Annotated in this window: 19 protein-coding genes; 12 read left to right on the plus strand and 7 right to left on the minus strand. The window is 65.2% G+C overall.

Going from position 1 to position 22,921, the window contains the following annotated elements:
* Positions 1 to 30 precede the first annotated feature (30 nt).
* From Q0L25_RS07475 to Q0L25_RS07500, 6 genes are all read right to left on the minus strand, one after another.
* On the minus strand, positions 31 to 783 hold the full coding sequence (locus tag Q0L25_RS07475) for a 3'(2'),5'-bisphosphate nucleotidase CysQ (RefSeq protein ID WP_296612995.1): 753 nt from the start codon (positions 781 to 783) through the stop codon (positions 31 to 33).
* On the minus strand, positions 780 to 2,696 hold the full coding sequence (gene cysN / locus Q0L25_RS07480; RefSeq protein ID WP_296612996.1) for a sulfate adenylyltransferase subunit CysN: 1,917 nt from the start codon (positions 2,694 to 2,696) through the stop codon (positions 780 to 782). Before cysN ends, Q0L25_RS07475 begins: the two co-directional genes overlap by 4 nt.
* Positions 2,697 to 2,819: 123 nt before the next feature.
* Positions 2,820 to 3,764, minus strand: coding sequence for a sulfate adenylyltransferase subunit CysD (gene cysD, locus Q0L25_RS07485; RefSeq protein ID WP_296612998.1), 945 nt, complete (start codon positions 3,762 to 3,764; stop codon positions 2,820 to 2,822).
* A gap of 134 nt (positions 3,765 to 3,898) precedes the next feature.
* Positions 3,899 to 5,284, minus strand: coding sequence for an RNB domain-containing ribonuclease (locus Q0L25_RS07490; RefSeq protein WP_296613000.1), 1,386 nt, complete (start codon positions 5,282 to 5,284; stop codon positions 3,899 to 3,901).
* Positions 5,285 to 5,350: 66 nt separating this feature from the next.
* Positions 5,351 to 7,237: an ATP-binding protein gene (locus Q0L25_RS07495; RefSeq protein ID WP_296613003.1), complete on the minus strand. Its 1,887-nt coding sequence runs from the start codon at positions 7,235 to 7,237 to the stop codon at positions 5,351 to 5,353.
* A gap of 22 nt (positions 7,238 to 7,259) precedes the next feature.
* The gene (locus Q0L25_RS07500; RefSeq protein WP_296613005.1) at positions 7,260 to 8,006 is read right to left on the minus strand and encodes a response regulator transcription factor; all 747 of its coding nucleotides are present in this window, start codon (positions 8,004 to 8,006) and stop codon (positions 7,260 to 7,262) included.
* A 406-nt stretch (positions 8,007 to 8,412) separates the two neighbouring features.
* On the opposite strand from Q0L25_RS07500, the gene Q0L25_RS07505 reads away from it, so the two are divergent.
* The 12 genes from Q0L25_RS07505 to Q0L25_RS07560 all read left to right on the plus strand — a co-directional run bounded on the left by Q0L25_RS07505 (position 8,413) and on the right by Q0L25_RS07560 (position 21,686).
* Entirely contained in the window at positions 8,413 to 10,542 is a 2,130-nt protein-coding gene (locus Q0L25_RS07505; RefSeq protein ID WP_296613008.1) for a YadA-like family protein, read from the plus strand.
* Between the two features lie 116 nt (positions 10,543 to 10,658).
* Positions 10,659 to 11,192 carry a hypothetical protein gene (locus Q0L25_RS07510; RefSeq protein ID WP_296613009.1) on the plus strand — a complete coding sequence of 178 codons (534 nt, stop codon included), beginning with the start codon at positions 10,659 to 10,661 and terminating at the stop codon, positions 11,190 to 11,192.
* Between the two features lie 160 nt (positions 11,193 to 11,352).
* Entirely contained in the window at positions 11,353 to 11,742 is a 390-nt protein-coding gene (locus Q0L25_RS07515) for a hypothetical protein (protein WP_296613011.1), read from the plus strand.
* 69 nt (positions 11,743 to 11,811) lie between these two features.
* Positions 11,812 to 12,699, plus strand: a complete 888-nt coding sequence (locus Q0L25_RS07520) for a LysR family transcriptional regulator (protein ID WP_296613013.1) — start codon at positions 11,812 to 11,814, stop codon at positions 12,697 to 12,699.
* Between the two features lie 159 nt (positions 12,700 to 12,858).
* Positions 12,859 to 13,278, plus strand: a complete 420-nt coding sequence (locus tag Q0L25_RS07525) for an NAD(P)H-dependent oxidoreductase subunit E (RefSeq protein ID WP_296613396.1) — start codon at positions 12,859 to 12,861, stop codon at positions 13,276 to 13,278.
* Positions 13,275 to 14,834 (plus strand): NADH-ubiquinone oxidoreductase-F iron-sulfur binding region domain-containing protein, encoded by a 1,560-nt coding sequence (locus Q0L25_RS07530; protein ID WP_296613015.1) that lies wholly within the window; start codon positions 13,275 to 13,277, stop codon positions 14,832 to 14,834. The genes Q0L25_RS07525 and Q0L25_RS07530 overlap by 4 nt, the downstream gene beginning before the upstream one ends.
* A gap of 5 nt (positions 14,835 to 14,839) precedes the next feature.
* Entirely contained in the window at positions 14,840 to 17,686 is a 2,847-nt protein-coding gene (gene fdhF / locus Q0L25_RS07535) for a formate dehydrogenase subunit alpha (RefSeq protein WP_296613016.1), read from the plus strand.
* Between the two features lie 10 nt (positions 17,687 to 17,696).
* Complete coding sequence (locus tag Q0L25_RS07540; RefSeq protein WP_066583631.1) at positions 17,697 to 17,927, plus strand: formate dehydrogenase subunit delta; 231 nt, start codon at positions 17,697 to 17,699, stop codon at positions 17,925 to 17,927.
* A gap of 44 nt (positions 17,928 to 17,971) precedes the next feature.
* Positions 17,972 to 18,736, plus strand: a complete 765-nt coding sequence (gene fdhD, locus Q0L25_RS07545) for a formate dehydrogenase accessory sulfurtransferase FdhD (protein WP_296613018.1) — start codon at positions 17,972 to 17,974, stop codon at positions 18,734 to 18,736.
* On the plus strand, positions 18,733 to 19,275 hold the full coding sequence (locus Q0L25_RS07550) for a molybdenum cofactor guanylyltransferase (RefSeq protein WP_296613020.1): 543 nt from the start codon (positions 18,733 to 18,735) through the stop codon (positions 19,273 to 19,275). Before fdhD ends, Q0L25_RS07550 begins: the two co-directional genes overlap by 4 nt.
* Complete coding sequence (locus tag Q0L25_RS07555; RefSeq protein WP_296613021.1) at positions 19,272 to 20,486, plus strand: molybdopterin molybdotransferase MoeA; 1,215 nt, start codon at positions 19,272 to 19,274, stop codon at positions 20,484 to 20,486. The genes Q0L25_RS07550 and Q0L25_RS07555 overlap by 4 nt, the downstream gene beginning before the upstream one ends.
* A gap of 87 nt (positions 20,487 to 20,573) precedes the next feature.
* Complete coding sequence (locus tag Q0L25_RS07560) at positions 20,574 to 21,686, plus strand: zinc-dependent alcohol dehydrogenase family protein (RefSeq protein WP_296613023.1); 1,113 nt, start codon at positions 20,574 to 20,576, stop codon at positions 21,684 to 21,686.
* A gap of 208 nt (positions 21,687 to 21,894) precedes the next feature.
* Here Q0L25_RS07560 and Q0L25_RS07565 read toward each other — a convergent pair whose 3' ends face one another.
* Entirely contained in the window at positions 21,895 to 22,695 is an 801-nt protein-coding gene (locus Q0L25_RS07565; RefSeq protein ID WP_296613025.1) for a universal stress protein, read from the minus strand.
* Positions 22,696 to 22,921 lie beyond the last annotated feature (226 nt).

The following is a 22,921-nucleotide window of genomic DNA, read 5'->3' on the forward strand; positions in this document are numbered from 1 at the left end:
CGCAGATAAGCGGCGGGGCGGCCTTGGATTTCAGTTCGCCGCGGCTGTGGCGCGCAGCGCCTCGGTCACTTCAGCCAGCAATTCCTTGCGGCAAATGAGCAAATCGGGGACCCAGGTTTCGGCGCAATTATAGACGAACGGCGAGCCGTCGAGGCGCGTCGCGTGCAGCCCGGCGGCGAGCGCGACCGCGACGGGCGCGGCATTGTCCCATTCGTGCTGTCCGCCCGAGTGCAGATAGATGTCGGCAAGGCCGCGCACGACCGCCATCGCCTTGGCACCGGCCGATCCCATCGGCACCAGCTCGGCGCCGATCGCCTCGGCCACCGCGATCGCTTCGGCGGCCGGCCGCGTGCGGCTGATCACCATTCGCGGCGGATGGTTGAGCGGCTGCAGGGCAGGGGGCGCATCGGAGCGCAGCACCAACCCGGCATCGGGCAGCGCGACCACGCCGAGTTCGGGGCGTCCGTCGATGCACAAAGCGACATGGACCGCCCAATCGTCGCGCGCCTCGCCATATTCGCGCGTGCCGTCGACCGGGTCGATGATCCAGGTTCGCGACTTGGTCAGGCGGCTGCCATCGCACTTGCGCTCTTCCGACAGCAAGCCGTCGTCGGGGCGCTCGATGCTGATGGCGTGACACAGCAACTCGTTGGCAGCGGCATCCCCTGCCTTGCCGAGCTCCTTGGGCTCCCAATCGCGCGACGCGCGCACTTCCTGCAGCAATTTCCCCGCCGCCACGGCGATTTCCGCCGCGAAGTCGGCATCGGCCTGGGTCCAGCTCACAGATCGGGACTCCATACGCCCATGATATGCTCGACGATGCGCTCGGCCGCCGCCTCCGGCGTCTCGCGCGTCGTGTCGATCACGATTTCGGGCCGTTCGGGGCGTTCGTACGGGCTCGAAATGCCGGTGAAGTTGCGGATCTCTCCGGCGCGCGCCTTCTTGTAGAGGCCCTTGACGTCGCGCGCCTCCGCGACCTCGATCGGCGTGTCGACGAAGATCTCGACGAAATCGCCCTCCGGCAACATCGCGCGGATCATGTCGCGTTCGGCGCGGAACGGCGAGATGAACGCGGTCAGCACGATCAGCCCGGCATCGGTCATCAGCTTGGCGACTTCGCCGACCCGTCGGATATTCTCGATCCGGTCGGCATCGGTGAAGCCGAGATCCTTGTTGAGGCCGTGGCGGACATTGTCGCCGTCGAGCAGGTAGGAGTGGCGCCCGAGCGCATAGAGCTTCTTCTCGACCATATTGGCGATGGTCGACTTGCCCGATCCCGAAAGGCCGGTGAACCACAGCACCTTCGGTTCCTGGCCCTTTTGCTGGGCATGCGCTTCGCGCGTGACGTCGACCGACTGCCAATGAACGTCGCGCGCGCGGCGCAGCGCGAAGTGCAGCATGCCTGCGGCAACCGTGGCGTTGGTCAGCTTGTCGATCAGGATGAACCCACCGAGTTCGCGGCTGTCGCCATAGGGCTCGAACACCAGCGGCTTGTCGGTGACCAGGTTGGCGACCCCGATCGCGTTGAGATCGAGCGTCTTCGCGGCGATCTGTTCGAGCGTGTTGACGTTGATCTGGTATTTCGGCTGGTGGATCTTGGCGCCGACGGTCTGCGTGCCGAGTTTGAGCCAATAGCCGCGCCCGGGGAGCAGTTCCTCGTCCGACATCCAGACGATTGTCGCCTCGAACTGGTCGGCGGATTGCGGCGGGGAGTCCGCCGCGGCGATGACGTCGCCGCGCGAACAATCGACCTCGTCGACCAGGGTCAGCGTGACCGACTGACCGGCCACGGCGACGTCGAGATCGCCGTCCAAGGTCACGATGCGTTCGACCCGCGTCGTCTTGCCCGACGGCAGGATGCGCACCGCGTCACCCGGCGCGATCGTCCCTTCGGAAATCAGCCCGGCAAAGCCGCGGAAATCGAGATTTGGGCGGTTGACCCATTGCACCGGCATACGGAACGGCTTGGCGCGATCCGCATCGGCGTCCAGCTCGACCGTGTCGAGATGCTCGATCAGCGTCGGGCCGGCATACCAGGGCGTGTTGCCCGACAAAGCGGTGATATTGTCGCCCTTGAATCCCGAAATCGGGATCGCGGTGAACTCCTCGATCCCGATGCTTTTCGCGAACGCGGCATAATCGGCGACGATCGCGTCGTAAGTCGCCTGATCGTAGCCTACCAAGTCCATCTTGTTTACCGCCAGCACGATGTGGCGGATGCCGATCAGGTGCGCGAGGTACGAATGCCGTCGCGTCTGCGTCAGCACGCCCTTGCGCGCGTCGATCAGGATCACCGCGAGGTCGGCGGTCGATGCGCCGGTGACCATGTTGCGGGTATATTGCTCATGGCCGGGCGTGTCGGCGACGATGAACTTGCGTTTCTCGGTCGCGAAGAAGCGATAGGCGACGTCGATCGTGATGCCCTGTTCGCGCTCGGCGGCGAGCCCGTCGACCAGCAACGCGAAGTCGATCTCCTGCCCCTGCGTGCCGACCCGCTTGCTATCGGCTTCGAGCTGGGCGAGCTGATCGTCGAAGATCATCTTGCTGTCGTAGAGCAGCCGCCCGATCAGCGTGGACTTGCCGTCATCGACCGATCCGCACGTGATGAAGCGCAGCAACGTCTTACGCTGATGCTGCGCGAGATATTCGTCGATGTCCTGCGCGATCAGGGCATCGGGGCGGTAGGTGGCGGTCATGTCTTTATTCCGTCGCCCCGGCGAAGGCCGGGGCCGCTGGCGATCGAAGGCTCATGCATGAGGCGCACGACCCCGGCCTGCGCCGGGGTTGACGCTGCGTCACGCTGCGCATGACGTGGCGCGTCAAAAGTAGCCCTCCTGTTTCTTCTTCTCCATGCCCGCGCCGCCGGCATCCTTGTCGATCGCGCGGCCCTGGCGTTCCGAGGTGGTCGTCAGCAGCATTTCCTGGATGATCTGCGGCAGGGTCGCCGCCTCGCTCTCGACCGCGCCGGTCAGCGGGTAGCAGCCGAGCGTGCGGAAACGGATCGAGCGTTCGACCGGCACTTCGCCGGGATTGAGCCGAAAGCGGTCATCGTCGACCATCAGGATCAGGCCGTCGCGCTCGACCGTCGGGCGTGGCGCCGAGAAATAGAGAGGGACGATCTCGATCCCCTCGAGATGGATGTATTGCCAGATGTCGAGCTCGGTCCAGTTCGACAGCGGAAAGACGCGGATGCTTTCGCCCTTGGCCTTATGCGCGTTGTAGAGATGCCAGAGTTCGGGCCGCTGGTTCTTGGGGTCCCAGCGATGCGAGGCCGATCGAAACGAAAAAACGCGTTCCTTCGCCCGGCTCTTCTCCTCGTCGCGCCGCGCACCGCCGAATGCCGCGTCGAAGCCATATTTGTCGAGCGCCTGCTTGAGGCCTTCGGTCTTCCACATATCGGTGTGGAGCGCGCCGTGATCGAATGGGTTGATCCCGCGCGCCATCGCGTCGGGATTATGATGGACGAGCAATTCCATCCCCGCCTCGCGCGCGGCGCGATCGCGCAACGCATACATGTCGCGGAACTTCCAGGTCGTATCGACATGGAGAAGTGGGAAGGGCGGTGGAGCAGGGTAAAAGGCTTTGCGCGCCAAATGCAGCATTACCGCACTGTCCTTGCCGACCGAATAGAGCATCACCGGACGCTCCGCCTCGGCCACCACTTCGCGCAGGATATGGATGCTCTCCGCTTCCAGCCGCTCGAGGTGCGTCAGCGTCGCAGGCTGGATCAGGTCGTCGGTAGAGGCCAGCGGCCGGGTCGCCATGCGTCGAAACACCTTTCGAGGGCGCACGTTAATCGCGTGCGCCGGAAATGCACTATTTGTCGGACGCCTACATAGGGACCCAGCGTCCCGGGTCACCGCTCGGCTTTCTTTAGGCAGGCAAAGCCCTGTTAGGGTCAGTTGATCCGGACGAAGGTAATCGCGCGGCGGTTTGGGTCCGCGCCGGTCAGGCGGACGCGGACGGTGTCGCCCGGCTCGACGCCATGGGCATCGACCCGCGCGACGACGGGCAAGTCGCTCAACTGGATTCGCGCCCCTTTCTGGTCGAGATCGGTCACGACCGCGCCGAATATCTGGCCGACATGGTCCTTGAGCGCCGCCGCCTCGGCGAGATCGATCACCGCACGGTCGATCTGGCCGCCGGTCGCGTCGGCATGCGCCATCACCGGCGGCAGTTTCTCGAAGGCTTGCGCAACGACCTCCGGAACCGGCTGGCCGTTGGCGACGGCGAGCGCGGCACGCACGACATACCGGTCAGCCAGCCGGCGAAGCGGCGCAGTCGCATGGGCATAGGTCGCCGCCATCGGTGCGTGCCAAGGCACGACGCCGTCGCGATAGGGCTGATAAGCTGCCCCGCCGCCCGCGCGCCGGATCGCCAGCATGAAGGCGGCCTGGCGCGGATCGTTGGCGTTCAGCCCGTTCTCGTAACATTCGAGCGAAACATCGGCGGGCCAGGACAGGCCGAAGGCGCGGGCGGTATTGCGCAACCGGCCGACCGCATGCGCGTCGGGCGCGGGCATCACGCGGAAAAGCCCGGTGTGATGCGCCTGCAATGCGTCGGCCACCGCCAGATTGGTCGCCAACGACAGCGCCGCGTTACGATCCTCGGCCTCCAGACGGGGGCGGAATTGCAGCTCGAAACTGCCATCGGCTTGCCGGTCGACTTCCTGTTCGGGCGGATCGACGCGTGAGGCGCCGCGCGCATCTTCCGCCGCGGTGATACGCCGCGCGAGTTCGGCAAAGTCGGGCGGCAGGTCGCTGTCGCGGACACTGTCATATGCGAGCTTGGCGCGGTTGCGGATCACCGCGCGCTCGGCGCCATCGAGCTTGACCGATCCGTCGGGTGCGACCCGGACGATGAAGATGACCGCAGGGCGCGGCCCGTCGGGAAGCAGGCTCGCGGCGCCTTCGGCCAACACCGGCGGATATAATCCCGCCTTGCCGTCGGGTAGATAGAGCGTCGTGCCGCGCGTCCATGCCTCGACGTCGATCGCGCCCCCGTCGTCGACGAACCACGCCACGTCGGCGATCGCATAGCGCAGCAACAGGTCGTTCCCGGCCGCCTCGATCGCGAAAGCCTGGTCGAGATCGGTCGAGGTCGCCGGGTCGAGCGTGACGAATGAAAGGTCGGTGCGATCGACATGCTCGGTCGGCGCACGCTTTGCGGCTGCTTCGGCGGCGGCGAGCACGTCCGGGGGGAAAGCGGCGGGAACCTTGAACTGGCTGCGGATTGCGGCGAGTCCTTGCGCAAGCGCATTGGACGGATCGACAAGCGTCTTCATTGCCGGTCGGTATAGCTGCCGATCAGGTTCGGGGAAGCCCCGCAGCGCCGATGCCGAGCTGAGAGGTCAGGACGCCGGCTCGCCGATCTCTGCCGGAGCTCGCTCTAACGGCAACCAGATTGATATCGTCGTTCCTCCGACCGCGCTGGTGTAGGATAAGCTCGCGTTCAGCGCTTCCGCACGCGCAGCCATGTTGGCAAGGCCTTTGCCGCGCGAGGTGCTGGCGGGATCGAAGCCGACGCCGTTGTCCGCGATCTCGATCAGAACGCCAGCGGCCCCGTCCCGTCTCGACGGTGCACAGCGGACCTCGATCGTCGCCCCTTCCGAATGGCGCAGGCTGTTGCCGATCGTTTCCTGCAGGATGCGCAGAATGTGCAGCGCGCCGACCGGGTCGAGCCAGGGCAGGGGTGGCGCCGCCTCGACCTTCCACACGAACGCCAGTCCTGCGCCTTTCAGCTCGCGTTCCATCCGGTGCCGCAAATTGGCGAGCAGCGCCACGACGTCGCCGCCGATCGGCTCGAGCGAATCGACGCCGATGCGCAGGTCGGTAATCGAGCGCTTCAGCGTCGCGATCGTTTCGGGCGATTCGTTGCGATGCTTGGCGTGGGCGAGCGCGGTGAGCAGGCTGGACCCGATCCCGTCGTGGATTTCACGCATCATTCGTTCGCGTTCGCCATCAACGGCGTGCGCGACCTGCAGTTTAGCGCGCGCATCTTCGCTTTCGGCCAGGCTCGCGGTGATTTCGGCGACGCGGGCTTCGAGCTTCAGGTTGACGTCTTCAACGTCGACCAGGGCAGTCTGCAATCGCGATGTCAGCGCCACGTCGAACGCCGCGAAGATCGCGAGTCCGCCAAAGGGCTGGAGAAATAGCCCGGCGCCCCGCGAGACTTTGAACGAAAACAGCATGTCGTGGAAAGAGAAGGCGAGTGACAGGAGGATCGCGCCGAACATCGTCCAATGTTGCGAGGTTGGCTTCTTGACGCATGCCCAGGCCAGCAGGACGATCATCGTCGCCGTCATCGGGACGGTCAGCAGGAAGCTCGGCAACTCGCTGCGACCCGCGGCCACCAATTGGTGGCGGACGAAGATTTCCACCGCGCACATTGCAAAAACCGCGCCCTGTATCAGCCGGGCACGGGGCAGCGCGAAATAGGCTGCCGCGAATCCGAAAACGGCGGCCATCAGCACGAATATCGCGTCGGTCGACGCGGTCCAGAACAACACCCGCTCGATCGGCGGTTCCTGGACGAAATATTGAAGATTCCGGAACAGCCACACGAGGCCGACAAGCGCCAGCCAACCATAGATGTTATCCTTCGGCCGCTTCACCCAGAACGACAGCGCGCCGATCGTCAGGATCAACAAATAGCCCGACACGATCTGCGGCGCGATACTGCTGAAGAACAACTGGCTGTTGAAGCCGGCCCGCACGACGCGATCGGGGCCGATATGCAGCGCCCCAAGGCCGAGCAGATTGGGAGCGAGCGTCTCGACCCGAAAGACGATCTCATTGCCGCCGGGGCGCAGCATCGCAGGCGGCAGCGGCACGTAGAGCGGGCGATTCCAGCTGAACGACTGGTCGCCGGGGTCGGCGCGCGAGCGGTATAGTTCGGTGCCGTTGAGATAGACCGTGTAGCTGTCGCGCACCATTTCGGTGTGGAGCGCCAGCGGCCGTTCGCCGAAAATCGAGCGGTCAAATCGCGCGCGCACCCATACGTGCGGGGGATCGCTGCCTCGCGCCTTGGCCGCGCTCAATAAACGGAAATCCGGCAGCTTGCCCGGCTGCCAGCCGCCGATCGGAATAGTTGCCGCATCCGAAAAACTGAAATCGACCGCGCCATAATCGAGCGCCACTTCAGTCTCGGCCGCAGCGGGCCCGTCCCGGCCCGACCAGCACAGGACAAGGGTGACGAGCAGCACCAGCGCGGCGATGGACGCGATGATCGGGGTCACCCGGTAACGCCGCCCTACCGCGTCAATGCGCATTCATGATGCCGCGGCTCGATGCTTCGAACACGGCTTCCGATCGCGAATTGACCTCGAGCTTGCGATAAATGTTCTTGACGTGCGTGCCGACGGTCAGCTTCGAAATCGAGATCAGTTCGCCGATCTCGATGTTGCTGAAGCCGCGTGCGAGCAGGTTGAGGATTTCCAGTTCGCGTGGCGACAACCCCTCCTTCAGCGGAGCGATAATAGCCCTGCTCGCCGGATGGATCTGAAGCAGCAACTGGCGGGCGATAATCGGACTGATTGGCGACCCGCCCCGGCGGATTTCGCGAATGCCTTCGACGCAATCCGCGAATTGTTCGTCCTTCAGCAGATAGCCGCGCGCACCCGCCTTGATGCTGTCGAGCACCTTGGCTTGGTCGGCGAAGATCGTGATGACGATGACGTCGGCCGCCGGATATCGGATGGCGGACTCGCGTATCAGCGCGATGCCACTACCGTCGGGCAGCCCCAGGTCGCACAACAGCACATCGTATCCGCCCGCGGCGATCAACTTCACGCCGGTCATGACGTTGCGCGCCACCGCCGCGATTTCGATATTTTCGGCCGGCTCGATTGCCGATCGTAGCAGGTCGATCGTCGCAGGATCGTCCTCGATGATCGCCACGCGGATCATCTCGAGCTCGTCGGTCGAGTCCACGGTCCCACGGCTCTGATCTTCCTTGGCGGGCTCATCAGGGACGCGACCGGCGCGGTCCGGGGAAATCGGTTGCATCAGGCTCACCGAATGTCTTGGGCTGGATAGCGGCTCGGCAACTTCAGCGCTTGTTGATCGGGCGCGATCGCGGGGCCCCTGGCGGCATTGCGGATTGCGCGCCGCTGCGTGAATCGCGAGCGATCGGCCCAACGCGGCGGTGGGTCGCCAAAAGAAAAGCCCATCTTGTAGCTCCCGCCTGGATCGTCGCCGTCGCCGTTTCGAAGAACGTCAAACACCCCTGCGCGATCAAGGCATAACCGCACAGTAATGCGGCTCACTCAAGCTCTAATTCGACCCCGGGCTACCGCGAATGCGGTATATTGGGGCTCCGATCACGCGACTAGTTGGCACCCCATCATCGGGTGGGCCCAGTCGGTAAGGCTCACCCATGGCTGCGAAATCATTCGCGAAATGGGGATAGAACATGACGAAGCACAAGATCATCAAACTTCTCGCCGCCGGCGGCGCGAGTGCCGTCGCGATCGCCATCGCTGCCCCGGCATCGGCGCAGTGCGTTGTGGTGCCGACCAGCGGCCTCAAGTGCGGCAACAATTCGAACGCCACCGGAACCGGCGGCACTGCCATTGGCGACACGGCGGTTGCCACCGGGGATTCCAGCACGGCGGTCGGCTCGGATTCGACTGCGACCGGCGATCAGGCCGTCGCAGTAGGCAGCTTCGCACAGGCGTTCGGCGACGACGGTACCGCTGTGGGTGTTGGCGCCAAAGCAAACTTCTTCGGGGCTTCAGCCTTTGGATTCCTTGCGACCTCGACCGGACAGGATGGCTCCGTTTTCGGTCGCCAAGCGGTGGCTGGCACCTCCGCCTCTGCATTTGGAACTACTGCAATGGCGACCGGAACTCGCTCCTCCGCATTCGGCGTAGACGCCCAGGCGACCGACACATCGGCCATTGCGTTAGGCGATAGCTCGACGGCCTCAGGACAATATGCGACGGCCTTGGGACCGAATGCAGTGTCGTCCGGCAATACGTCCTTGGCGATAGGCTTCCAGGCGACCAGCACCGCGGCGGGCTCGGTCAGTATCGGCCGGAATGCTCAATCTTTCGGTATCGACAGCCTAGCCGTGGGTAACAATTCCTATGCGACGGGACAGGATGCCAATGCGTTCGGCCATTCGGCAATCGCGACGGCCGATTACGCTATTGCGATCGGCTATTTCTCTACTGCCTCGGGCTATCAGGCAAGCGCGTTCGGCGCGGGAGCGACTGCGGCGGGGGACTATGGCCTGGCGGTCGGGCAGAATTCGAGCGCCGGCGGCTTGAACGGTACCGCGATCGGCCGTGCCACCGATGCCAGCGGGCAAAATGCCTCAGCCTTTGGCACTGGCGCCAAGGCGACGGCGGATGCGGCCACGGCGGCGGGATTAAGTGCAAAGGCCATCGGAGCTAATTCCTCGGCCTTTGGAACAGGGGCTATCGCGACCGGCTTCGGCTCGTTTGCCGGCGGCAAGGACGCGGCGGCCATGACCGACAATTCGGTCGCGATCGGCAATGGTGCCGAGGCATCCGGCGGTGCTGCCGTGTCGATCGGGCTCGGCAATCATGCCAATGGCGCCGGAGCGGTCGCGATCGGCGACCCCAATTTCGCGATCGGCACTGGCGCCGTCGCGATCGGCGCGAACAATACCGCGAACGGTGATGCGGCAGTCGCGCTGGGCCAATTCTCAGATGCTAACGGCCAGTCGGCGATCGCGGTTGGAAATAGCGCCAAGGCGACCGGTGCCAGCGCGATCGCGCTAGGCGAAAACACTAATGCGTTGTTCGACAAATCTGTCGCGCTGGGCGCCGGTGCGAACGCGACCAGGGCAGGCGAAATCCGCCTTGGCGGCAACGGCAGTTCGGTCAGCATCGGCGACATCGCGGCGAGCACGTTGGCGCAAACCGGATCGGTTTCGCTGGTCACTGTCGACGGCAACGGAACGCTGGGGCGCGACACCACGACGATCTCCGGGATCATTGCGGGACAAGCTGTACAGGACGGGCGTCTGACGTCGATCGAAGGCGTCAACGCTGCCCAGGATGCCAGCATTGCGTCGATCCAGTTGCTCGATACCGCGCAGTCGGCGGATATCGCTTCCCTGCAAACCGCGTCGACCACCCAGGCGGGGCAGATCTCGTCGATCCAGGCGCTCGATACCGTCCAATCGGCCAATATCGGCTCGCTGCAGACCGCATCGAACACCCAGGCAGGACAGATCACCGCGATCCAGGCGCTGGATACGGTGCAGAACGGCCGCCTTTCGAGCCTGGAAACGCTCACCTCGTCGCTCGCGGGTCAGGTCGCGAGCCTCAACGTCAGCGTCAAGGCCGCCAATGGCGGTATTGCCGCCGCCATGGCGCTCGGCGGGGCAGTGATCGTTCCCGACAGCAAGCTGTCCTTCTCGTTCAACCTGGCGACGTACCGTGGCGAGCAGGGCTTTTCTGGCGCAGTCGTCGGGCGGGTCAGTCGGCGCGTCTATATCAGCGCCGGTGTTGCGGGATCGACCGCCCGTGGGTCGACCGGCGGGCGCGTGGGTATCAGCTTCGGCCTGTAGTTCGCGGTAGGCCGGCGCCCCCTCTGCCAGCCTTCCGCGCCGGAGGGCCGGGCGACGCTTCTTACCCGGATGCGCCGACCGGTCCTCCCTCTTCTTACTATTTCGGGACAGCGATCATGCCTATTCACCGTCACCGTAGCATTCCGGCGCTGCTGGCGGCCACCATATGTATGGCCCTTTCGGGCAATGCGGCGGCGCAAAAAGATCCCTCGCCGGCGCCCTCTGCAACACCGATGCCGGCGATCGCCGACATCGACCGCATGGTGTGGACCACGATGGTGACTGTTCAGGGAGCGGTCGCGTCCGGTAATTATTCGGTATTGCGCGATAACGCCTCACCGGCATTCCAAGCGGCCAACGATACGACCAGGCTGACGGCCATTTTCACGCGTTTGCGCGCGGACAGGATCGACCTGACGCGGACATTGTTGGTGACGCCGGTGTTTCGCGCTCCGCCTCGGCTGATCCAGCCGGGCTTGCTGCAGGTCCAGGGCAGCTTTCCGCTGCGCCCGACGGCGCTCGATTTCGAAATGCTGTATCAATGGACCGAAGGCGAGTGGCGGATGTTCGGCGTGGCCATTTCTACCGGACGGCTCCCTACGGCCTCCGGCGCCGCGCCGTCGGCTGCTCCGCAGCCGGCTAGCCGCTAACTCCATGCCGCAAGACGTTTCCGGACCTTGGACGCCGTCGTCTCGGGACGACAGCCGGCCACCGCCCACCTGCGACACGCGATTATCGCCCGACCAGACGATCAAACTGGAGCTTTTGATCGGCGAATGGAGCCCGTCGCTATGGACTCACGCCCCGCGCTTGACGGAGGTCGCGACTGGGCGCGTCATACTCGACCTCTGGGGAACAAGTTGGGATGCGCTCGCAGCGTGGGTCGGCAGCAGCGGGCTGCGGCTCGACTTGCGCCGTTACGATCAGGGCGGGATATTGACCGTGCTGATCGATTTTCCCGCCGAGACCTATCGGTTCGGCGATACAGCTGCGCTCAGCTACCCGCTGATCGACATCCGCCGCGGCATCGAGGCAGCGTTCGAACCGGCGAGCCAGCGCTATCTGGACAGCCTGAGATCGCCGAACGGGACCGGCGGCGCGGTATCGGGCGAAACTGACCCGCGGGATGCTCATCGCCCGCCGCCGCCGGGATCGTCCCTTCTGGCTCGTCTTTTCCACCGCGTGTTTGGGCCATTGTAGCAGAGCCGCCGGGGTCCGCAGCGGGCGCCGCCGGTTGACACCTAGCGCGGCGAGGTAAATCGGTATGCCGTGAACCTCAGGTTGCTCGAATATTTCGTGGCGGTCGCGCGCGAACGGCATTTCGCCCGGGCGGCGGCGGCATGCAACGTGTCGCAACCGACCTTGTCGGCAGGCATTTCCGCGCTGGAGGAACAGCTCGGTCGACGGCTGATCCAGCGCGATCGGCGCTTTACCGGGCTGACCGACGAAGGGCGCGCGGCGCTACCCTGGGCGCAACAGGCTATCGCGATGATCGAAGGACTGGAGCACGCCGCCGAGCTGGCCCACGGACCGCTGACCGGCACGCTGCGCCTCGGCGTCATTCCGGCGGCGATGCCGGTGGTCGGGCAATTCGCGCGCGCGCTCGCGGCAACCCATCCGAATTTGGTACCGACTGTGCGATCGCTGACGTCGCGAGAGATCGAGCGCGGTCTTGCCGCATTCGAGCTCGATGCCGGAATCACCTATCTCGATCATGAACCGCCGACTTCGGTACTCGCGGCGCCGCTTTATGCGGAAAGGGCGATGTTCCTGTGCCACCGCGATGCGCTCGACGATTGCGCCGCGATCGATTGGAAGACGGCATTGTCCTTCCCGCTCTGCCTGCTGCACGAAGGCATGCAGAATCGGCGCATCCTCGACGACCATCTTTCGCGTAAAGGGCTGGCCGTGCGACCGATGGCGACCGCGGACAGCTATGTCGCTTTGCTGGCAATGGTCGAGGCCGGGCCGTTCGCGACGATCGTTCCGGATACCTATGCCGAAATCGTTCCCAGCGGCGGTTGGGCCAGGATCGTTCCGTTCGACGACCCGCTTCCGCCGAGCCACATCGGGCTGATCGTGCTCGACCGCGCACCGATCGGCCCGTTGGCGAGTGCCGCGCTCGCAACTGCCCGATCGCTGGCCGCCTTGTTGTGATAGGGTTTTTCTATTGAAATCAAGGATTGTCGATTTGACTTGGCGCCGGCTCGGGCTCCTAATCTCCCGGTGAATGCGACACGGAACGACCGGTCGATCGTTGGCGATGCGACCCGTGCGGACGATTATGCCGCGGCCGTTGCGCGGTTGGTCCAAGATATGGGCGGTGAACAGACCGTGCTGTTGCCGATGCTCCACGCGCTGCAGGAAGAATTCGGCTATATCGACGACCTGATGGTGCCGCCGGTCGCATCGGCGCTCAACCTCAGTCGCGCCGATGTCCACGGCGTAGTCACCTTCTACCACGATTTCCGTCGCCGGCCTCTTGGCCGGCATCGGGTGCGGTTGTGTCGTGCGGAGAGTTGCCAGGCGCGCGGCGCCGCCGCGGTCGAGCGTACCGTCACCGAACGGTTGGGCCTGCGGATGGGCGAGACCAGCGTGGATGGACGAGTGACGCTCGACGCCGTCTATTGCCTGGGTCTGTGCGCGACCGGTCCCAATGCGATGATCGACGACGTCCTGGTATCGCGGATCGATCCCGCGACGCTCGATCGCCTGCTTGGAGACTTGATGCGATGACGCGCGTCTATGTCAGCCAGGACATGGCGGCGGTGGCGCTCGGCGCCGACGCCGTGGCCGAGGCTCTCGCGAATGCCGGCGCCGATGTCGTGCGGACTGGCAGCCGCGGGCTGTTTCGGCTCGAGCCGCTGGTCGAGGTGGAGATGCCCGAGGGCAGGGTCGGATTCGGGCCGGTCGCGGCGGCCGACGCAGCCCTGGTGCTCGACGGCAGCCATCCCGCGCGGCTCGGCGACGTGGGCGCCATGCCGTTCTTCGCGCGGCAGCAGCGGTTCACGTTCGCCCGCTGCGGCGTGATCGATCCGTTGAGCCTGGGCGATTATGGAGCGCATGGCGGCTGGCGCGGACTGGCGGCGGCACGCGCAATGCCGCCACAGGCCGCGATCGATGCGGTCAAGGGGAGCGGTCTGCGCGGGCGCGGGGGCGCCGGCTTTCCGACCGGAATCAAATGGCAGACCGTCCACGACGCGTCGGGCTCGACCAAATATATCGTCTGCAATGCCGATGAGGGCGACAGCGGGACCTTCGCCGATCGTCTGTTGATGGAAGGCGATCCGTTCTGCCTGATCGAAGGCATGGCGATCGCCGGCCATGCGGTCGGGGCCGAGCGCGGCTACATCTATATCCGTTCCGAATATCCGTTCGCCATCCGCACGATGCGCGAGGCGATCGCGCGCGCGGCGTCTATCGTCGCGCCGTTCGTGCTGGAAGTCAGGGTCGGGGCCGGAGCCTATGTCTGTGGCGAGGAAACCGCCATGCTCGACTCGATCGAGGGCAAACGTGGCGAGGTGCGGGCCAAGCCGCCTCTGCCCGCGGTCGTTGGGCTGTTCGGTCGACCGACGGTGATCAACAATGTGCTGAGTCTGGCGGCGGTGCCGTTCATCCTGAGCGAAGGCGGCGAGGCCTATGCGGCGATCGGGTTCGGCCGGTCGCGCGGGACCATGCCGGTGCAGCTGGCCGGAAATGTCAGGAATGGCGGGTTGTTCGAAGTGGGCTTCGGCATCACGCTAGGCGAATTGGTGATGGACATTGGCGGCGGCACCGAAAGCGGCCGCCCGGTCAAAGCGGTGCAGGTCGGCGGCCCGCTCGGCGCCTATTTCCCGCCGCCGATGTTCGATTTGCCGTTCGACTATGAAGCGTTCGCCGCCGCCGGCGGGCTGATCGGCCATGCCGGCATCACGGTGTTCGACGACACTGTCGACATGGCACACATGGCGCGCTTCGCCATGGAATTCTGCTCGCATGAGAGCTGCGGCAAATGCACGCCCTGCCGGATCGGATCGACGCGCGGAGTCGAGCTGATCGATCGCCTCATCGCCGGCGAATGCCGTGCTACCGACGCGGTCGAACGGCTTCCCCAGATGCGGAATGCTGCCCGTGGGACACGGTCCGCCGGGCAGGAGATCGAGTTACTGCGCGATTTGTGCGATACGATGAAGTTCGGATCGCTGTGCGCGCTTGGCGGGTTCACGCCCTATCCGGTGTTGAGCGCGCTCGACCATTTTCCGCAGGATTTCGGCGCGGCGGCTGCGCCTATTTCCTCGGCGGCGGCGGAGTAACGACCATGGCATGGATCGGCGAGCGCGATCTCGGTACCAAGGCGATAGCAGCGGCAGCGCCGGCGATGGTGACGCTGAGGATTGACGGGCAGGACGTGGTCGTGCCCGAGGGGACGTCGATCATGCGCGCCGCGGCATTGGTCGGCACCGATGTTCCGAAATTGTGCGCGACCGATACGCTCGAGGCGTTTGGCTCGTGCCGGCTCTGCCTGGTCGAGATCGACGGCCGAACCGGCTATCCGGCATCGTGCACCACACCGGTCGCCGAGGGCATGATCGTGCGGACGCAGACCGATCGGCTGGCCAAACTGCGGCGCGGGGTGATGGAGCTCTACATCTCCGATCATCCGCTCGATTGCCTCACCTGCTCGGCCAATGGCGATTGCGAATTGCAGGATCAGGCCGGCGCGGTCGGCCTGCGCGACGTCCGCTATGGCTATGAAGGGAGCAATCACCTCACCGCCGACAAGGACGAGAGCAACCCGTATTTCACCTTCGATCCTGCCAAATGCATTGTTTGCTCGCGCTGCGTGCGTGCCTGCGACGAAATCCAGGGGACGTTCGCCCTGACGATCGAGGGCAGCGGGTTCGGCTCAAAGGTCGCCGCCAGCCAGGACGACGGATTCCTGGCGTCCGAATGTGTGTCGTGCGGCGCTTGCGTGCAGGCTTGCCCCACTTCCGCACTGATCGAGAAGTCGGTGATTGCTACGGGAACGCCTGACAAGGCGGTCGTCACGACGTGCGCCTATTGCGGGGTCGGTTGCACCTTCCGGGCGGAAATGCGCGGCGAGCAGCTGGTCCGCATGGTGCCGTGGAAGGACGGCAAGGCCAATCGCGGGCATAGCTGCGTCAAGGGGCGGTTCGCCTGGGGTTACGCCAATCACCGCGACCGCATCGTGAACCCGATGATCCGCGCCGCGGTCGACGAGCCTTGGCGCGAGGTATCTTGGGACGAAGCGATCGCTCATACGGCGAGTGAATTCCGCCGCGTCCAGGCCAAATACGGCAAGGACAGCGTCGGGGGCATTACCTCCAGCCGCTGCACCAATGAAGAGACGTTCCTGGTCCAGAAGCTGATCCGCCAGGGGTTCGGCAACAACAATGTCGATACCTGCGCGCGCGTCTGCCACTCTCCGACCGGTTATGGCCTCAAGACGACCTTCGGAACCTCGGCTGGGACGCAGGATTTCGACAGCGTCGCGCATGCCGATGTCATAATGGTGATCGGCGCCAACCCGACCGACGGCCATCCGGTGTTTGCCAGCCGGATGAAGCAGCGGTTACGTGAGGGCGCGAAGCTGATCGTGATCGACCCGCGGCGCATCGATCTCGTCCACACACCGCATATCGACGCGGCGTATCATCTTCCGTTGCGTCCCGGCACCAACGTCGCGGTGCTGACTGCGATCGCACATGTCGTCGTGACCGAGGGACTGGTCGACGAGGCCTTTGTACGCGAGCGGTGCGACTGGAGCGAGTTCGAGGATTGGGCGGCATTCGTTGCACAGCCCGAGCGCTCGCCCGAAGCGACCGAGACGTTGACCGGCGTACCGGCCGCAGACCTGCGCGCCGCCGGGCGGCTGTTCGCAACCGGCGGCAACGGTGCGATCTATTATGGCCTGGGGGTGACTGAGCATAGCCAGGGGTCGTCGACCGTCATGGCGATTGCCAATCTGGCGATGGCGACCGGCAATATCGGTCGCGAAGGCGTCGGCGTGAACCCGCTGCGTGGCCAGAACAACGTCCAGGGCTCATGCGACATGGGCAGCTTTCCGCACGAATATTCGGGCTATCGCCACGTTTCCGATCCCGCGACGCGCGCGATATTCGAACGTGCCTGGGGCGTCACGCTCGACGCCGAGCCGGGTCTGCGCATCCCCAATATGCTCGACGCCGCGACCGACGGAACCTTCAAGGCGCTGTTCGTCCAGGGCGAGGACATTCTGCAGTCGGATCCGAACACGCATCATGTCGCGGCAGGGCTCGCCGCGATGGAATGCGTGGTGGTGCAGGACCTGTTCCTCAACGAAACCGCCAATTACGCCCACGTCTTCCTGCCCGGCTCGACCTTTCTCGAAAAGGACGGCACCTTCACCAATGCCGAACGCCGGATCCAGCGCGTGCGCAAGGTGATGGAGCCGCTCAACGGTTATGCCGATTGGGAAATCGTCCAGCTCGTCGCGAGTGCGATCGGGCTCGAATGGAGCTATACCCATCCGGCCGAGATCATGGACGAGATCGCCGCTTTGACGCCGACCTTCGCCACGGTGAGCTATGACGCACTCGACCGCCTGGGGTCGATGCAATGGCCGGCGAACGAGGCTGCGCCCGAAGGTACGCCGACCATGCATGTCGACCATTTCGTGCGCGGCAAGGGGCATTTCGTCGTCACCGATTATATCCCCACCGACGAGAAGACCGGGCCGCGTTTCCCGCTGCTGCTAACCACCGGGCGCATCCTCAGCCAGTACAATGTCGGCGCCCAGACGCGGCGCACCGACAATGTCGTCTGGCACCCGGAGGACCGGCTCGAAATCCATCCGCACGACGCCGAGAATCGTGGCATCCGCGACGGCGACTGGGTCAGCCTGCGCAGCCGGGCGGGGGAGACGACCTTGCGTGCCCTGATCACCGAGCGCGTGGCGCCGGGCGTGGTCTATACGACCTTCCACCACCCCGCGACCCAGGCCAACGTCATCACCACCGACTATTCGGACTGGGCGACCAATTGCCCCGAATATAAGGTCACCGCCGTCCAGGTCGCGATATCAAACGGGCCGAGCGACTGGCAGCAGAGCTATCAGGCGCAGGCAGAGCGCTCGCGCCGCATCCTTCACGAAGCGGCCGAGTGAGGCGCGGGCGATGTCGACCACCGACCATCTCGTCTATATGGCCAATCAGATCGCGCGCGAGCTCGCCAGCCAATGTCCCGACCGCCCGGTGGCCGCGACCCGGGATCATATCCGCCAGTTCTGGGATCCCCGGATGCGCGAGGCGATCTTGGGCTATCTCGATCGCGGCGGCGAGCATCTGAGCGATACCGCCAGGGGTGCGGTTAGGCTGCTCCGCGAGAATGCGGAACGGGCCGATTGACCGAAACGTCGCCCGACCGTTTTCGCACCGCCGGCGTTTCTGCCATGCGCTTTCGCCGCCATGCCGCCGACGGTTCGGCCGTCGATGAGGTCGAGCGGGCTGTGGCGGTCGAGCGCCCGCTGGCGATCGAGTTTAACGGCATCGGCTATGCCGTGATGATGGCGACGCCGCTCGATATCGAGGATTTCGCCGTCGGGTTCGCGCTGAGCGAGCGGCTGATCGACCATGCCAGCCAGATCGAGGCGATCGACGTGCATGCGACGCCCAGTGGCGACGTGGTCCGCGCATCGCTCGTGCCGTCGCGCGCCGAGGCGTTGGTCGAACGGGCGCGACACCGCGTGTCGGAATCGTCCTGCGGGCTTTGCGGCATCGAAAATCTCGAACAGGCGATCCGGCCGCTGCCCAGGGTCGAAACGGTGTCGCGCGCCGCCCCGGACCAGATATTCGCCGCGCTGGCCGAGCTGCGTGCCCGCCAGCCGCTCCATGAACAGACCGGCGCGGTACATGCCGCCGCCTTGTGCGACGCGGACGGTGCCGTGATCGAGGTCCGCGAGGATGTCGGCCGCCACAATGCCTTCGACAAGCTGATCGGCGCGATGGCGCGATCCGGCCGAACCTGGGATGGCGGGTTCGCCTTGTTATCGTCGCGCTGCTCCTATGAACTGGTGGAAAAAGCGGTCCTCGCGCAATGTCCGATGCTGGTGACGATCTCGGCACCGACCGAGCTAGCCATGGCACGCGCGGCCCAGGCGGGGCTTCGGCTCGTCGTTCTGGCGCGCAGCGATGCGCTGCTCGAGCGGGCACCGTGACCCGGCTGCTCGGCATCGTCCTCGCCGGTGGGCAGGCGCGCCGGTTCGGCCGCGACAAGGCGCTCGCGACGCTCGATGGAGTGGCCTTGCTCGACCACGCGGCCCAGGCATTGCGGACGGTGACCGATGACGTCGCCGTCGTCGGGCGCGACAGCGCGAGCTATGTCTCGATAGCCGACTGGCCGGCGGCCGGGCTCGGCCCGCTCGGCGGATTGTGCGGTGCGTTGCGTCACGCCCGGGATCGCCATTTTGATGCGGTGCTCACGCTCCCCTGCGATACGCCGTCACTCCCCGCTGGCCTGCTCGCCGATCTCGCCGGGCGCCGTGTTGCGAGCTTCGTCGCCGGCACGCCGGTGATCGGGCTATGGCCCAGCGCGTTAGCGGACAGACTCAGCGACTATCTCGGCGGCGGCGGGGACCTCGCCGTCAGGGCTTGGGCGAAGGCGATCGGCGCCGAGGCGCTCAAAGGCTGGCCGGCCATCCCGAACGTCAATCGGCCCGACGATCTGGCCGAGCTGCGTGCTATGGCAGGACGATGAATCGCATCGATTTTCCGGCCGCGCTTACCTGCATCGAGACTGTCGCTCTCCGAATGCCGATCGAACCCGTGGCAATCGATGCGGCGCTCGGCCGTATCATCGGCGCCGATGTGGTCGCTCAAGCGGACTATCCGCGGTTCGATTGTTCGGCGATGGACGGATACGCAGTCGTGGCCGGCGAAGCCATCAATGCGTCGCTTGAAAGCCCGGTTCGCCTGGACGTGGTCGGGGAAAGCCGGGCCGGCGCGGCGGCAAGCCTGGCCTCAGCGCCCGGTGCCTGCGCGATCAGCACCGGGGCGCCGATAATCCCGCCATTCGACGCCGTGGTCGCCAAAGAGCGCGTCGTTCGCGACGGGCCGGCGATTTTGCTGACCGAGCCCGTCGGTCTCGGACGTAACATCCGCCGCCGGGGCGAAGATGCGCGGCAAGGCGATCTCGTGGCCGTGCGCGGCAAGTTGGTAACACCTGAAGTCATCGGAGCGTTATGCTGTTTCGGCGTTCCCGAGATCGATGCGATCCGGTTGCCGCGCGTCGTCGTGCTGACCACGGGCGACGAATTGCGGCGGGCGAGGGGAGAGGGCGAGTATTTCGTCCACGATTCGAACGGACCGATGATCGCCGCGATGATGCGGCAGGCCGGCCTTGGCCCGCAGCTTGTCACACCAGCACCAGACGACCGCGGCGCGTTGGTGACGAGCATCGAGCAGGCCTTGGCCGCCGCGCCGGACCTGATCGTCTCGACCGGCGGGATCTCGGTCGGCGATCATGACCAGGTGCCCGCCGCGCTACAGGCGCTGGGCGCGACAATCCATTTCCGCGGCGTGGCGATGCGCCCGGGCAAGCCGGTGCTCTTCGCCAGCTTGCCCAATGGCTGCCTGTATTTCGGATTGCCGGGAAATCCGGTTGCCGCCGCGGTGGGTGCCCGCTTCTTCGTGATCGCCGCGATCCGCGCGATGCTCGGCTTGCAGCGCGAGCGGGGATGGACGGTCGCGATCGACGCTCCCGGCGGGCCCGACAATGTCGGTACCCGGATCCTGAAGGCGCGATGGCATCCCGGCCCGCCGCCGGCCGTCACCCTTGCGGCCGATCAGCGCTCGCATACCATGCGGCCGTTATTGGATTGCAACAGCTGGGTCGTGCGCTCGATTGGTCCGGACGGCGATGCCGGCTGGACCTGTTTCGCGATGACCCCAAGCTTCGCCGAGGGATAGGACAAGGCAGGCCGATCTGACTTCTATATCGCGAGTGCAGGCACGCGCGATCGCTGAGCGGCCCGGAGGTCCTTGGTAAAACTACCAATGTTCCCACGCGCGCCGAACCGCCATTGCCGCGACATTGCCCGGTCGGGCGGCGAGCGATCGGAGAACATCGCGATGAAAGCACTGGTTTATCACGGCGCCGGCGACAAGCGGCTCGAGGAGCGACCGATGCCCGAGGTCGAGCATCCCGGCGACGCGATCGTGCGCATTCTGCACACGACCATCTGCGGCACCGACCTTCATATCCTCAAGGGCGATGTGCCGACTTGCCAACCGGGCCGGATCCTGGGCCACGAAGGGGTCGGCGTGATCGAAACGGTGGGAGCGGGCGTATCCTCGTTCAACCGTGGCGACCATGTCCTGATCTCCTGCATCACTGCCTGCGGTCGCTGTTCCTATTGCCGCCGTGGGATGTATTCGCATTGCGAGACCGGCGGCTGGATTCTCGGCAACCTCATCGACGGTACCCAGGCGGAATATGTCCGTATCCCGCACGCCGACACCAGCCTGCACCACATTCCCGCCGGTGCCGACGAGGAAGCGCTCGTAATGCTCAGCGACATCCTGCCGACGGGATATGAATGTGGCGTGCTCAACGGCAAGGTAGCGCCGGGCAGCAGCGTCGCGATCGTCGGCGCCGGGCCGATCGGGCTCGCCGCGTTGCTGACCGCGCACTTCTATTCTCCCGCGAGCGTGATCATGATCGACGTCGACCCGCGACGACTGCAAGTCGCTTCGTCGTTCGGTGCCACGGCGGTGATCGACAGCGGGGCAACCGATCCGATCGCGGCGGTCATGGCGCTTACCGAGAACCGCGGTGCCGACACGGTGATCGAGGCGGTCGGCGTCCCTGCGACGTTCGAACTATGCCAGGATCTGGTCGCGCCAGGTGGGGTCATTGCCAATATCGGCGTCCACGGCGCGAAAGCCGATCTTCACCTCGAGCGCCTGTGGTCGCGTAACATCGCGATCACCACGCGGCTGGTCGATACCGTTACAACGCCATTGCTGTTGAAGACCGTGTCGGCGGGCACGCTCGACGCCGGGCGGCTGGTCACGCATCACTTCACGCTCGACCACGTCCTCGAAGCCTATGACACGTTCGGGCGCGCCGCCGATACCGCCGCACTGAAGGTGATCATCACGCCTTAAGCACCGTCTAGGGGCCGTATATGCAGGGTGTCCTGACAAGAATATCCCGCGCCCCCGAGCATCTCGCCTGCTTCATTGGCCTGCCCGACCCATGGAATTATTCGGCAGCGATCGATCGGCCCAAGCCGTTCCGCCCCGCGTGTGCGAGCACAACCGGATGGTGAGCGCTCGCCAGGGGACAAACGCGCGTTTTGCATCTCCTCGCTGCTCAATGCGCCATGAAGATCGGGCAGGGGGCGTTGGTCAGCAGTTCGCGCGTGACACCGCCGAACAACGTCTCCGCCAGGCGCGCACGCCCGAAGCCGCCCGCCACGATATAACCTGCTTGATGCCTCACGGCTTGATCGACCAATGTCGGGCCCACGCCTTTGGCCGAGGCCGCGATGTGCTCGATCCGTGCATGGATGTCGTAGCGCGAAAGATAGCTGGCAGCAGCTTCGGCCGATCCCTCGGTACCATCTTCGACCTGGACAAGGAGTACACGTTCGCTGCGCGCCAATAGCGGTATCGCCTGGCGCAGGGCTGCCATCGCCGATGTCGATCCGTTCCACGCGATCATGGCGCATTCGGTATCGAGGCGGCGCGCGTCCTCCGGCACCGCGAGGACCGGCTTGCGCGATCTGGCGATGACCTCGGCGGCGACGGCGCGCATGTCGGGCACCGGGAAGTCGTGAAGCTGCCGGTTGACGACGATAAGGTCGGCAAAGCGGCTGGCGTCACGCAGGCTGGGTGCTATCCGGCCGGTCGCTTCCGCCCATTCCCACGACACTTCCTCGTGCGACAACCGATCCTCGATACGCGTGCGGTTCAATGTTTCCCGGCTGACTTCATCGGCCAGGAGTACTACGCCAACCGTGCCGCCCAACATATCGTCGGTCATCGCTGCCGGCGGGATTACCACGTCGAGGCAGGTGAGATGCCCATTGAGCATACGTGTGACATCGAGCGCGACCTGAAGCCGCGCCTCCTGACCCGTATCGTCGTGGATGAGCACCAGAATATTCTTCATTACCGTCTCCGCACAAGGGGGCGGCATCGATCTATGATGCATGCGCGGGCCACGATATGCGTGGAGTTACGGATGCGCGGCGGGCGAAGTGCCAGCTCGGGTCGATCACGACCCAAACGATCCGGCATCCAGCCCGTACGAAGCCAGTAGATCGATCGGGCCGGCACCTAGGCGGATTTCGAGGGCCGATGGCTCCATTGCGACAATATCCCACACGTATCGGTAC

The organism is Sphingomonas sp., from assembly GCF_024508665.1.
GTDB lineage: Bacteria > Pseudomonadota > Alphaproteobacteria > Sphingomonadales > Sphingomonadaceae > Sphingomonas.